12 protein-coding genes are annotated in these 12,261 nt (G+C 67.0%); 7 read left to right on the top strand and 5 right to left on the bottom strand.

Annotated features, from left to right (window positions below; all coding sequences use genetic code 11):
* Nucleotides 1-13 precede the first annotated feature (13 nt).
* Together PG2T_RS12580 and bphC are read right to left on the bottom strand one after the other, a co-directional pair.
* Nucleotides 14-370 carry a diacylglycerol kinase gene (locus tag PG2T_RS12580; RefSeq protein ID WP_068806104.1) on the bottom strand — a complete coding sequence of 119 codons (357 nt, stop codon included), beginning with the start codon at nucleotides 368-370 and terminating at the stop codon, nucleotides 14-16.
* 94 nt (nucleotides 371-464) lie between these two features.
* Nucleotides 465-1,373 (bottom strand): biphenyl-2,3-diol 1,2-dioxygenase, encoded by a 909-nt coding sequence (bphC, locus tag PG2T_RS12575; RefSeq protein ID WP_068806101.1) that lies wholly within the window; start codon nucleotides 1,371-1,373, stop codon nucleotides 465-467.
* Between the two features lie 96 nt (nucleotides 1,374-1,469).
* On the opposite strand from bphC, the gene PG2T_RS12570 reads away from it, so the two are divergent.
* The 7 genes from PG2T_RS12570 to PG2T_RS12540 all read left to right on the top strand — a co-directional run bounded on the left by PG2T_RS12570 (nucleotide 1,470) and on the right by PG2T_RS12540 (nucleotide 8,348).
* Nucleotides 1,470-1,718 carry a SemiSWEET transporter gene (locus PG2T_RS12570; RefSeq protein ID WP_068806099.1) on the top strand — a complete coding sequence of 83 codons (249 nt, stop codon included), beginning with the start codon at nucleotides 1,470-1,472 and terminating at the stop codon, nucleotides 1,716-1,718.
* A gap of 145 nt (nucleotides 1,719-1,863) precedes the next feature.
* The gene (locus tag PG2T_RS12565) at nucleotides 1,864-3,021 is read left to right on the top strand and encodes an acyl-CoA dehydrogenase family protein (RefSeq protein ID WP_068806096.1); all 1,158 of its coding nucleotides are present in this window, start codon (nucleotides 1,864-1,866) and stop codon (nucleotides 3,019-3,021) included.
* A gap of 8 nt (nucleotides 3,022-3,029) precedes the next feature.
* The gene (locus PG2T_RS12560; RefSeq protein ID WP_068806093.1) at nucleotides 3,030-4,109 is read left to right on the top strand and encodes an acyl-CoA dehydrogenase family protein; all 1,080 of its coding nucleotides are present in this window, start codon (nucleotides 3,030-3,032) and stop codon (nucleotides 4,107-4,109) included.
* A 79-nt stretch (nucleotides 4,110-4,188) separates the two neighbouring features.
* A complete protein-coding gene (locus tag PG2T_RS12555; RefSeq protein WP_068806090.1) occupies nucleotides 4,189-5,796 on the top strand; it encodes a long-chain fatty acid--CoA ligase in 1,608 nt (535 codons plus the stop codon).
* 30 nt (nucleotides 5,797-5,826) lie between these two features.
* A complete protein-coding gene (locus PG2T_RS12550; RefSeq protein ID WP_068806086.1) occupies nucleotides 5,827-6,660 on the top strand; it encodes an N-acyl homoserine lactonase family protein in 834 nt (277 codons plus the stop codon).
* An 80-nt stretch (nucleotides 6,661-6,740) separates the two neighbouring features.
* Nucleotides 6,741-7,931: an LLM class flavin-dependent oxidoreductase gene (locus PG2T_RS12545; protein ID WP_068806084.1), complete on the top strand. Its 1,191-nt coding sequence runs from the start codon at nucleotides 6,741-6,743 to the stop codon at nucleotides 7,929-7,931.
* A gap of 144 nt (nucleotides 7,932-8,075) precedes the next feature.
* Nucleotides 8,076-8,348, top strand: a complete 273-nt coding sequence (locus tag PG2T_RS12540) for a TMEM165/GDT1 family protein (RefSeq protein WP_068806081.1) — start codon at nucleotides 8,076-8,078, stop codon at nucleotides 8,346-8,348.
* A gap of 18 nt (nucleotides 8,349-8,366) precedes the next feature.
* Here the strand turns inward: PG2T_RS12540 and PG2T_RS12535 are convergent, their stop codons facing one another.
* The 3 genes from PG2T_RS12535 to PG2T_RS12525 all read right to left on the bottom strand — a co-directional run bounded on the left by PG2T_RS12535 (nucleotide 8,367) and on the right by PG2T_RS12525 (nucleotide 12,172).
* Nucleotides 8,367-10,229, bottom strand: a complete 1,863-nt coding sequence (locus tag PG2T_RS12535; protein WP_158513197.1) for an NAD(P)-dependent oxidoreductase — start codon at nucleotides 10,227-10,229, stop codon at nucleotides 8,367-8,369.
* 267 nt (nucleotides 10,230-10,496) lie between these two features.
* On the bottom strand, nucleotides 10,497-10,982 hold the full coding sequence (locus tag PG2T_RS12530; protein ID WP_068806075.1) for an aromatic-ring-hydroxylating dioxygenase subunit beta: 486 nt from the start codon (nucleotides 10,980-10,982) through the stop codon (nucleotides 10,497-10,499).
* Nucleotides 10,979-12,172 carry an aromatic ring-hydroxylating oxygenase subunit alpha gene (locus PG2T_RS12525; RefSeq protein WP_083214916.1) on the bottom strand — a complete coding sequence of 398 codons (1,194 nt, stop codon included), beginning with the start codon at nucleotides 12,170-12,172 and terminating at the stop codon, nucleotides 10,979-10,981. The genes PG2T_RS12530 and PG2T_RS12525 overlap by 4 nt, the downstream gene beginning before the upstream one ends.
* Nucleotides 12,173-12,261 lie beyond the last annotated feature (89 nt).

The following is a 12,261-nucleotide window of genomic DNA, read 5'->3' as shown; positions in this document are numbered from 1 at the left end:
ACGGCGGCGCCGCTCAAGTCAGCCAGCGGGCTCCGGCAATCAGTGCCCACACCGACAAGGCCAACACCAGCGCCACGAACACCGCCGCCGAAGCCATGTCCTTGGCCCGACCGGACAGTTCGTGCCGCTCCAGGCCGATGCGGTCGATGGCCGCCTCGATGGCCGAGTTCAGCAGTTCCACGATCAGCAGCAACAGCAGGCTGCCGACCAGCAAGGCCCGTTCCACGGCGGTGCGCCCCAGCCACAGCCCGACTGGCGTCAGTACCGCCACGATCAGCAGCTCCTGGCGAAACGCCTCCTCGCCGGCGAAGGCCGCCCGCAGGCCCTTGGCCGAGTAATACGCTGCACGCCCGATCCTGGCCAGACCCATCCGACACCCCCGGAACGCAAACGCCCCGAACGGGTCGGGGCGTTTGCAGCCAAACCACCCGGTGGCGTCACCACCACCGGGCACGGACCTGCTGTCAGGCCTGCATCTCCAGATCCATGCCAAAGCCGGTGGCCTCGACACCATGGCCCCACACGTCGGCCACGTAGTATTCGGACTGATGGGTGGCCTTGCGGGCGCCCCAGCCGTACTCCCACAGCCACCCGGACGGGTTGCCCATGTAGAAGGACCACATCTGGTCGTTGCTGTGCTTGCCCGGCTGGATGGCCACCGGGATCTTGCGCTTGCGCACGATGTCCAGCGTGTAGCCCACGTCGTCCATGTTCTCCACCTCGATCATCAGGTGGTTGATGCGCTTTGCCATCGGCGCGCCCAGGAAGGCCACCGAGTGATCGCGGTCGTTGCAGTGCATGAACACCGGTGAGGCGGTCATCGGCGTGCCGGGGATCGGCAGGTTGTACTCCACCGAGCCGCGCATGCCCAGCACGTCGGTGTAGAAGCGGTAGGCCTTTTGCACGTCGTCCTGGCGCAGGATGCAGTGGCCAACGCCGCCGGTACCGGTCAGGAAGCGGCCGTACATGCGCCGACCGGGATGGAAGGGCAGGAAGGTCTCGATCCGCGGGCCGTGGTAGATCTCGGTCGGGTTGCCACCCGGGTCCTTGAACTTGAGCAGGTCCAGCACCATGCGCTCCTTGCGCTCCTCGCCGTCGGCCTGCTTCCAGTCCACGCCGGCGGCGTCCAGCTGGCGTTTCATCTCGTCGAATTCTTCCGGCCCGGCCACGCGCCAGCCGATGAAGTCCATATCGTCGTCGCCGTGCAGGTTCACGACGATGCGGTGGTGCTGATTGTCCATGCGCAGGTAAAAGCGATCGCCGTCGCCCTCATCCAGCACCTCCATGCCAACCACCTGGCTGGCAAACTCACGCCAGGCGTCGCCGTCCTTGACGCCGATGCCCAGGTATCCGAATTCCGTTACCTTCGCCATGTCGAACTCCTCCGTGGGGAACGCCGCCTTCCACGCCTGGCAGAAGGCAAGAACCGGAATGATAACCAACAAACCACGCCACAGAGTGACCGTCCGATGACGACCGCCATCGGCCTGCTGGCGGCACTGCTGACGACCGCCGCCTTCCTGCCGCAGGTGCTGCACACGCTGGCTACGCGCGACACGCGCGGCATCTCGCTGCGCATGTACGTGATCTTCGTGGCCGGCGTGTTGCTGTGGCTGATCTACGGCCTGCTGGTGCGCGACTTGCCCCTGATTCTGGCCAATGCGATCACGCTGCTGCTGGCCGGCGCCATCCTGTACCTGAAGCTGCGCCACGGCTGAATCGATGGCGGCTACTGCCGGGATGCCGCGCCGCGCCGGTTGATTTAACATGCGTTCAGCACTTGCCCGGAACGGCCGCAGAGCCGCGACGGCAGGATCGCTCCGCGACGATTCACCCAGCCCCGCCTGCCCCAGGGAGCCCGCGTTGTCCTCACCCGGCATCACCCTTGAACCGGCAAGCCTGCCGCTGGCCTGCGAAGCCTTGCGCACGCAGGTGCGCGCGTTCCTGAGCGAGGAGCAGGCCGCCGGCTGTTTCACGCCCTGCTGCGACAACTGGCTGGGCGGTTTCGATCCGGATTTCAGCCGACGCCTGGCCGCCCACGGCTGGCTCGGCATGACGCTGCCGCGCGAGTACGGCGGCCACGGCCGCACGGCGCTGGAACGCTACGTGGTTACCGAGGAATTGCTCGCCGCCGGCGCACCGGTGGCGGCGCACTGGGTCGGCGACCGCCAGACCGGTCCGTCCCTGCTGCGCTACGGCACCGATGAGCAGAAGCAGTTCTTCCTGCCCAAACTGGTCAGCGGCGAGGTGTTCTTCGCCATCGGCATGAGCGAGCCGGGCAGCGGCTCGGACCTGGCATCGGTGCGCACCCGCGCCGAGCGGGTGGACGGCGGCTGGGCCATCACCGGCACCAAACTGTGGACCTCCAACGCCCACCGCGCGGACTGGTTTTTCGTGCTGTGCCGCAGCGCGCCGCTGGGCGAGGACCGCCACGCCGGCCTGTCGCAGTTCATCATCGATCTGAAATCCCCCGGCATCGGCATCCGCCCGGTGCCGATCCTGACCGGCGCCCATCACTTCAACGAGGTGGTGATGGACCGCGTGTTCGTGCCGGACACGCGGGTGCTGGGCGAAATCGGCCAGGGCTGGAAGCAGGTCACCTCCGAGCTGGCCTACGAGCGCTCCGGCCCGGAGCGGTTCATGTCCACCTTCCCGCTGCTGCAGGAACTGCTGCGCGTGGCCGGCGACACACCGGACGAGCGCACGGCAATTGCCATCGGCGAGCTGGCGGCGGAACTGTGGGCACTGCGGCGCATGTCGCTGTCGGTTGCCGCGGCCCTGCAGCGCGGCGAGGCACCCGACGTGGCGGCGGCGCTGGTCAAGGACCTGGGCACGCGCTTCGAGAGCGAGGTGTTCGAGCGCGTGCGACTGCTGATCGACTGCGCCCCGTCGCTGACGGCCCGGCGCCGCATCGACCTGCTGCTGGCGCAGGCGGTGCTGCATTCTCCCGGCTTCACGCTGCGCGGCGGCACCAACGAAATCCTGCGCGGCGTCGTGGCCCGCGCCCTTGGACTCAGGTGAGTGCTGCGATGAGCGACGATACCCGTCAGATGCTGCTCGACACCCTGGAGCGGGTGCTGGCCGATCACTGCACCGCCGAGCGCGTGCAGGCCGCCGACCCGGGCGGTTTCGATGCCGCGCTGTGGCAGACGCTGGAGGAACTCGGCTACCCGCTGGCCGGCGTGCCGGAACAGGCCGGTGGCATCGGTCTGCCGCTGGCGGACCTGTGCGCGCTGCTGCGCGTGTGCGGACGGCACTGCGCGCCCGTGCCGCTGGCGGAAAGCGCCATGCTCGCCGCCTGGTTGCTGGCCGGCGCGGGCTTGGAACTGCCGGGCGGCGTGCTGGCCGTGGCCGCCGCCGACTCGACGCAAGTCAGGATCACCCCTCAGGGCAGCGGGCTGCGCCTAGCGGGCGCCGTGTCCCGCGTCGCCGCCGCGCGCCACGCCAGCGCCATCGTGCTGTTGTTGGAAAACGGCGGCGCCTGTCAGGTCGTCGTGCTGCATCCCTCCGATTACCGGCTGGAGGTCGGCGACAACCTGGCCGGTGAGGCGCGGGACGAGGTCCACCTCGACCTGACAATCGACGCCGGCCGGTTGCGCACCGCCGCGGCCGGTGTGACGCTCGAAGCCTTCCACGCCCGCGCGGCCCTGCTGCGCGCGGCGCTGATGAGCGGCGCCCTGGAACGCGCCCTGCAGCAGTCGCTGGACTACGCCCGCGAGCGCAAGCAGTTCGGCCGCGCGCTGGCCGCCTTCCAGGCCATCCAGCAGCAACTGGCCATCCTGGCGGCGGAAGTCGTGGCGGCCAACGCGGCGGTCGATCACGCTGCCGCCGTGGCCGAAACCGGGCCGGCGCTGAACGAGATCGCCGTGGCCAAGATTCGCGCCGGCAAGGCCGCCGGCGTTGCCTGCCGCATTGCCCATCAGGTACACGGTGCCATGGGTTTCACGCAGGAATATTCGCTGCAACACGCCACGCGCCGGCTGTGGGCCTGGCGCGACGAGAACGGCACGGAAACCGCATGGGCGCTGCGTCTGGGGCAGCGCCTGGCAGGCGCGGGCGCCGCTGCACTATGGCCGCTGACCACGGCCAGCGGCGCTGTGGCAGACTGACCGGCAGTGCAGCCGGCAGCGGCGCCATAACGACAGATCAGCGCCCGGCGTGTACACGGACGTTTGAGGAGGACAAGCGGTGGAACTGAACATTCGCCTGCTGCTGGAGCGGGGGGCGCGCTATTTCCCGGACAACGAGATCGTCACCCGCCTGCCGGATGGCGGCCTGCACCGCTACACCTACCGCGTCCTGAACGAGCGTGCGCATCGCCTGGCAAGCCGCCTGGCGAGCATCGGCGTGCGCCCCGGCGACCGGGTGGCCACGCTGGCCTGGAACACCTACCGCCATTTCGAGCTGTACTTCGCGCTGCCATGCGCCGGCATGGTGCTGCACACGGTCAACCTGCGCCTGGCCGATGAACACATCGCCTACATCCTGAACCACAGCGAGGATTCGGCCGTTTTCGTTGATCCGGACCTGCTGCCGACGCTCGAGCGCATCGCGGGCCAGATAAGGACGGTCAGGACCTTCGTGGTGCTGGCAGGCCAGGTGCCGGCCACCACGCTGCGGAACGTGGTGGCCTACGAGGATTTGATCGCGGCCGGCGATCCGGGATTTGCCTTCAATGAACTGCCGGAACGCACCCCGGCTGGCATGTGCTACACCTCGGCCACCACCGGCCTGCCCAAGGGCGTGGTCTACAGCCATCGCGACATTTACCTGCACACCATCACCGAGTGCCTGGGGGACGTGCTGGATGTGCGCGAGCGGGACACCCTCCTGCCGGTGGTGCCGATGTTCCATGCCAACGCCTGGGGCCTGCCGTTCGCAGCCGCCTGCATGGGTGCCAAGGTGGTGCTGCCGGGCGAGCGGCCGCACGCCCCGGCGATCCTGGACCTGATGCAGGACGAACGGGTCACCTTTGCTGCCGCCGCGGTCAGCATCGGCATCGACATGATGACGGAGCTCAAGCGACAGCGGCGCGACCTGTCCAGCCTGCGCGGCATCATGCTGGGCGGCTCGGCCACGCCGGCGGCGGTGATGGAGTATTACCTCAGGGAATTCAATGTCCCGATCATCACCGCCTGGGGCTCGACCGAGATGACGCCGCTGGCCACCTGCGTGCACATCCGTCGCGCCGATCTGGACAAGCCGCCGACCGAGCACATCCCGACCCGCATCCGCCAGGGCATCCCGTGTCCGGGCGCCGAGCTCAAGGTGCTGGACGAGGAGGGCGGTGAGGTGCCCTGGGACGATCAGTCGATCGGCGAGATCTACGTGCGCACGCCCTGGAGCGCCACCGAGTATTACCACGACGCGCGCAGCCGGGACGGCTTCGTCGACGGCTTCTGGAAAAGCGGCGACATGTCCGCCGTGAGCGCCGACGGCGTGCTGCGCCTGGTCGACCGGGCCAAGGATCTGATCAAGAGCGGCGGCGAGTGGATTTCGTCGGTCGATCTTGAAAATGCGCTGATCGCCCACCCCAAGGTCCGCGAGGCTGCCGTGGTGGCGGCGCCGGACGCCAAATGGCTGGAGCGCCCCTGCGCCTACGTGGTTCCGGAGCCCGGCGCCGCGCCGTCGCAGGCGGAGTTGCGCGCCTGGCTGGAGCCGAAATTCGCCAAATGGTGGCTGCCGGATCATTACCTGGTCGTCGATGCCATCCCCAAGACCGGCGTCGGCAAGATCAACAAGCGGGCCCTGCGCGAGCAGGTCGAGCAGGACATCCGCCAGTCGGCCAACGCGTAGAGCGACTTCGGTACACAGCCAGGAGCAACCATGCGCGGAATCAAGATTCGCCCCCTACACCACGGCAACATGCATGCCGACTTGGAGTTGCTGGTCACCGGGCACCCGGACCTGATGCTCACCAAGACCAGCCACGTCAAGAACAAGGTGTGGTGCGAGGTGCCGTCCTTCACCTTCCTGATCGACCACCCGGACGGGCGCATCCTGTTCGACGCCAGCATCCACCGGCACTGGGAAGACCAGTGGTTGCCCGAATACAAGGCATTGGCGCCGTATGACGACTACACCGAGGAGCAGCTGCTCGAGAACACCCTGAAGCGCAACAAGCTGGGGCCGGAGGACATCGACTACGTGTTCCTGAGCCACCTGCACGTGGATCATGCCGGCAACGCCAAGCTGTGGAACACCTGCCCGTCAACCAAGATTCTGGTGCATCAGGACGAATACGCCGCCGCCGCCAACATGCCCAGGGACGAACATTTCTTCCTGCGCTGCGACTATGACGTGCCGGGCCTGCGCTTCACCACGCTCGGCGGCGACACGGAAATCCTCAAGGATGTGCATGCCATTTCCGCGCCCGGCCACACGGCCGGCACCATGGCGCTGATGGTGCACCTGGAGCACGCCGGCACGGTCATCCTGACCTCCGACGCCTGCTACATGAAAGACAGCTACGACCACGAAACCGGTTCGATCATCTCGAACGACCTGGTGCGCTGGAAGCACTCCCTGCACAAGCTGAAGATGCTGGCGCGGGCTCACAACGCCTGCGTGATGCCGGGCCACGACCACAAGCTGTGCCACGAGGGGGAAACGCCGCTGCGCGATGAACCCAGATTGCGTGTCGGCGGCAGCTACGACTGACGATTTTCGAGCAAGCCAGTGGGGCGATCGCCCCTTAATCCGCGGGGCATGCGCCCCAACACCAGTGTGAGGACGGAGCCGTGAAGTTCATCTTGTTTTACCTGCCCTCGGTGGGCACGCTCGGCCAGACCAGGAAGGGCATGGCCGGCATCAACTCGCAGAACTACCAGAACATGCTCTGGCAGGTCAGCGAGCAGATCAAGTTCGCGGACCGCGCCGGCTTCTGGGGCGCCGCCTTCACCGAGCATCATTTCCACATCGAGGGCATCGAGGAGTCGAACAACCCGATCCTGCTGGATCTGTACTTCGGCATGCAGACCACGCGCATCCGCCTGGGTCAGATGGCCAACGTGCTGCCCTTTCACAACCCGCTGCGCCTGGCCGAAGACATCGCCATGCTGGACCAGATGCTGCAGGGCCGCACGTTCTTTGGCATCGCCCGCGGTTACCAGAAGCGCTGGGCGGACGTGCTGGGTCAGACCTACGGCGTGGGCGGCACCATGTCCGACAAGTCCGAGGTGGACGCCAAGAACCGCCGCCTGTTCCTGGAACATTACGAGATCATCAAGAAGGCCTGGACCACGGACGTGTTCAGCCACAAGTCCGAGCACTGGACCATTCCGCCCGAAAACCTGAATTTCGGCCACGAGGTGGTGACCAAGTACGGCAAGGGTCAGACGCCGGAAGGCATCGTCACGCACATCGGCACCGCGCCCAAGACCTTCCAGAAACCGCACCCGCCGATCTTCCAGCCGTTCTCGTTCAGCGAGGACACGTTCCGCTTCTGTGCCCGCGAGGCGATCGCACCGTTTGCGCTGTCCACCTGCGACGACACCCTGCACGACCTGTTCACCGTCTACCGCGAGGAGGCCGCCGCAGCCGGCCACAACTTCGCCCACGGCCAGAACATCGGCATCTTCCGCGACGCGCTGGTGCTGGACGATGCCGCCGAGGCGCACAAGTACGCTGCCATGGGCAACGGTTTCGTGTGGCCGGCCTGGTTCGCGCCGATCGGCTTCAACGAAGCCTTCCGCAAGAAGGGCCAGACCGGCAAGATCGGCCCGGAGTGCGACTACAACTACCTGAACGAGAACGGCTTCGAGTTCGTCGGCAATCCGGACCAGGTCAACCGGCAGATCGAAAACATGGTCAAGAAACACAACCCGGAATACTTCCTGATGTGGCAGTACCCGGGGCCAATTCCGCACCACATCCAGATGCGCAACCTGGAGCTGTGGGCGACCGAGATCCTGCCCAACTGGAACGACTGACGCCGCCCGTTTTCGTCTCCCTCGGCAGCGGCCGCGCCGGATGCGTTTCGGCGCGGCCGTTTTGCTTTGGCCGGCGTCGCCGCGCTGGCCGACACGCTGCCTTGCTAAACTGCCGGCCCCATTTCCGTCCAGGCAGGCACATCCGTGAACTGGCAGCCCTTCAGTGCGGTGTTCGTCACCATTTTTCTGGCCGAGATCGGCGACAAGACCCAACTGGCCACGGTGCTGTTCGCGGCCGACGACAAGGCCAGTCGCTGGTTGGTGTTCGCCGCGGCCGCCAGCGCGCTCGTGCTGGCGGCCGGCATCGGCGTGCTGGTCGGCGGACAGCTGGAGCGTTTCGTGTCCCCGGCAACGCTCAAACGGGTAGCCGGCGTCGGCTTCATCGCGATCGGGCTGTGGACCCTGCTGTCACGCTGAGCCCCTGCCCGCGGGGCTCTATTCCAGCGGCTCCAGGTCCAGGCTGCGCCCGTCCAGCGTGACGCCGGCCCAGCGCTGCAGCACCTCGATCTTCTGCGCGATGCCGCCGAAGTAGCCCAGGTCCCGGCAGAACAACTGGTAGAGGTGATAGGTCAGTTCGCCCAGCACGTTTGGCACGCCGCTGTCGTGCGAAATCTGCGACATCTGGCGCAGATCCTTGGTCATCAGCCCGACGTAGAAACCACCTTTCATCGGCTGCGGGCTGAGCATGGCGCGGTTGTGGGTCCAGAAACTGGCGCCGGTGCCATGATCCAGAGCCTGCGCCGCCTTCTGGTGATCCACACCCAGTTTCGCGGCCACCAGCAGCCCCTCGATCAAGCCGACACCGACCACCGCGCACACCATGTTGTTGACCATCTTGGCTACCTGGCCGGCACCCAATGGGCCCAGATGAAACAGGTGGCTGCTGAAATGGTCCAGCGCCCGGCGTGACTCGGCCACGTCGGCCGCCTCGCCGCCAACGATGAAGGTCAGGTTGCGTTCGGGTATGGCGTTCGCCCCGCCCCGCTCGCCGGTGATGGCGGCGTCGATCAGGCGCATGCCGCGCGCCGCCAGCCGCCGTCCGAACTGACGGGTGTCGTCCGGGTAGCCGCTGGTGGTGTCCACGATCAGCAAGCCGGGGTTGTCCGCCTGGGCCACGCCGTCGGTCCCGAACAGAACCGCCCCGACCACCTTGGACTGCGGCAAGGCCAGGATGATCACCTGTGCCTTCTGCGCCACTTCGCGCGGCGAGCCGGCTGCCTGCAGGCCCCTGGCCGCGGCGCCGGCCAGCGCCGCGGAGTCGACGTCGTAACCCCAGACCTCCAGCCCGTCCTGCAACAGAACGTCGGCCACGGCCGCCCCGATGTTGCCCAGGCCAATCAGCCCGACCACGCAGTCGCCGCTGGCAAGGCTGCCGCGTCGGGCATCGGTCGCCGCCGCCGGGTTGAAGCTCAGGCGCGCATCCGACCAGCGCTCCATCACGTCCGCGATCTGCATGATGCCGGCCTGCGGCCCCAGCTCGCGGGCTGCCATCTGGAACAGATGCCCGGCCGCATCACCCACCGCCAGCGGCACCCGCGCCTCGCGCGCCAGGCGCGACATGTAGGCGAGGTCCTTGGTCATGAGACCGATATGCGCCCCGGGGCGGTCGCGCGCCTGCAGCATGGCCGGATGGCGGGCAAAGGCGGTGTGGCCGGTTCCCACGCGCATGACCTCCAGGTTCTGCCACAGGTCCAGACCGTGCCGGGCAGCCACCAGCAGGCCTTCCAGCGTGGCGATGGCCGCTATCGCGGCGCAGGTGTTGTTGACCAGCTTGACGATCTGCCCGGCACCCAGCGGCCCGACGTGAAAGACGTGTTCGCCCAGGGCGTCCAGCAGCGGCCGGGCATCGGTCAGATCGGCGTCCGCGGCGCCGACGATGAACGTCAGCTGCCCCAGCTGTGCCGCGCTGGCACCACCGGCCGGCGCGGTAATGGCCGCGTCGAGCATGCGCACGCCCTGGCCGGCGAGCGCGCTGGCGACCGCCCGCGTCTGCATCGGATAGCCGCTGGTCGTGTCCAGCACCAGCAGCTGCGCCCGCGCCGCGTGGATCAGGCCCGACTCGCCAAGGCAGACCGCCTCGACGGCGTCCGAATCCGGCAGGGACAGGATCACCCGATCGCAGGCGGAGCCGACTGCTGCCGGTGAGGCGGCGGCCTTGACCCCTGCCGCCACCGCAGCCGAAAGGCGCGCGGAATCCGTGTCGTAACCGTGAACCGCCCAGCCCAGACTGACCAGCCGGCGCGCCATGGCGCCGCCCAGACTGCCCAGACCGATCATGCCAACCGCTTGCGAAGCCATCGTCTTCCTCCCGAATCGTTGGTTTTTTTTCGAGGCGCGCCACCCACCGACAGCCGGGCCGGGGCGCCCCATCGCGCACCGACGTATGTTACGGGCCCGGCAACATGAAGGAATGTCGGTCCGGGAACACGGGTGCCGGGCCAAGCAGATGTCGATTCCGCGATCACTGACGCACGAGACACAGAAAAACCGATACCGGCCCCTGCGCAAGTCAGGGCCGGTATCGGTTTTCGCAGCAGCTGGCGGCCCGGGCGGGCCGCCAGCCGATCAGATGGGATACGCCACGTAACGCGGCACGACGTTGGTGTCGAGCACTGCCCGGCGGCTGCGAAAGCGCGCCTCGCCGTTCACGACGACTTCATCGACGTAGGTGCCGGTCGCCAGTACGTCCGTGCGGCCGGTATTGTCGGGCGTGTAATTGACGGTGAAATGCGTCTCCACACGGTAATTCACGCCGCCCAGCGGCCGGATGTCGACCACCTGCGTGAAATGACGCGGCTGGTAGTGCTCCACGGCATCGGGCTGGATTTTGGTGACCTGCGTCACGCGGTCCTGCAGGCGCGCGTAGCTGTCGTCCAGCATGTACGCGATCGGCAGTCCACGATCCTCGTTTTCCTTGGGGATGCACACGTAGGTGCCCGGGTTGTCGAAGGTCGACAGCCAGCCTTGCATGTCGCGCCGGTCCAAAGCGCGGATGTACTTCAAATTCAGCGCCTCGACAGCGTCGCGTACCTTGTAGTCGATGCCCATCATGCGGCGGCCCTCCGAAAGCCCATGCGTTTGCGGTAATGCTCCCAGCGCGGCAGGTTGCCGGACTCGTCGTTCTGCTTGACCTTCATATCCAGCCGGTATTCGTCGACCACACCTTTCTGAAAGATGGCGTTGCCCGGCGAGCGGTTGCCCAAGTCGATGCGGGTGAAGATGGCGGCGTCCTCCAGGCTGATCAGGCCGCTGGGGCCGAGCAGGTTGGAGCACTGGCGCGTGCGGTGCGCCAGCAGCTCGGGGCTGTCGTCGTCGCGCGCGAAATAGGCGTAGTGAACCTCCACGCCGCGCGGCCCTTTCGGAAAGGCGTAGCGGATATTCAGCATGTCCATGTGCTTGGTGAACACCGTGATCGGGAAGGTGCTGACCACGATCGAACCCTTGCTGTCGGGATCGCCCAGGAACTGCACGATGGAGCTGTCCTGCAGCGCGTCGATCTTCTTGGGGATGCTGAGCTCGGAATCGAAGGCGATATGGCCGTTCTGGGTGATGATCTGCTCGCCGTGGCCGCCCTGCCAGCCCAGCAGCTTGAACGCCAGGTGCAGCAGCGGCGCGTGGTAGCCGTCGTTGTCGACATAGGCCTTCCAGTTGCAGTCGTAATAGACCTTCTGGTAGCCGAGCAGCTTCAGGCCGTGGCCGTTGCCCAGCACGCGGCCGAGCGGATCGGCCACCGCCTCGGTCAGGTACGTGCGCAGGTCCGGCGTCTTGTCACTCATCGTGACGAAGTACAGCTCCGAGAACGATTCGGTGCGCAGCTCCTTGAGGCCGAACTTCTCCTTGCTGAAGCTCGGCGAGAACTCATGGCTGTTGGGGCAGCCGGCCAGTTCGCCCTGCCGGTTGAACAGCCAGCGGTGGTACGGGCACTCGAAGTCAGGCTTGTTGCCGGCGCTGTCGGTGACCAGCGTGGAGCCACGGTGGGCACAGGCGTTGTGGAACACGCGGATCTTGCCGTCGTCGCCATGCACGGCAAAGATCGGCATCTCGCCGATGAAGGCGGCCTTGTAGTCGCCGGGGTTCGGGATCTCGGCGCGGTGTGCGATCGGATGCCACTCCTCGCCATAGAAGATGTTTTCCAGCTCCAGGCGCCACAGGCCGGGCTCCTCGAACACGGCCTTGGGGATTTCGTTGTACTTGGCCGGCCACTCCATGGCGGTGTCCGGCAGGCTGATGGTGGCGGTCATCGGTGTGGCTCCTCCTGGGGGCGCAGTTCCGTCCGTAACGGTGGCAGCAAATGGTAGGCATGCCCCCGACCGCAGACCTGACGCCCATC

This window comes from Immundisolibacter cernigliae (assembly GCF_001697225.1).
Lineage (GTDB): Bacteria > Pseudomonadota > Gammaproteobacteria > Immundisolibacterales > Immundisolibacteraceae > Immundisolibacter > Immundisolibacter cernigliae.
Note: the sequence above shows the minus strand (reverse complement) of the source record. Positions and strands in the feature narration are given on the sequence as shown.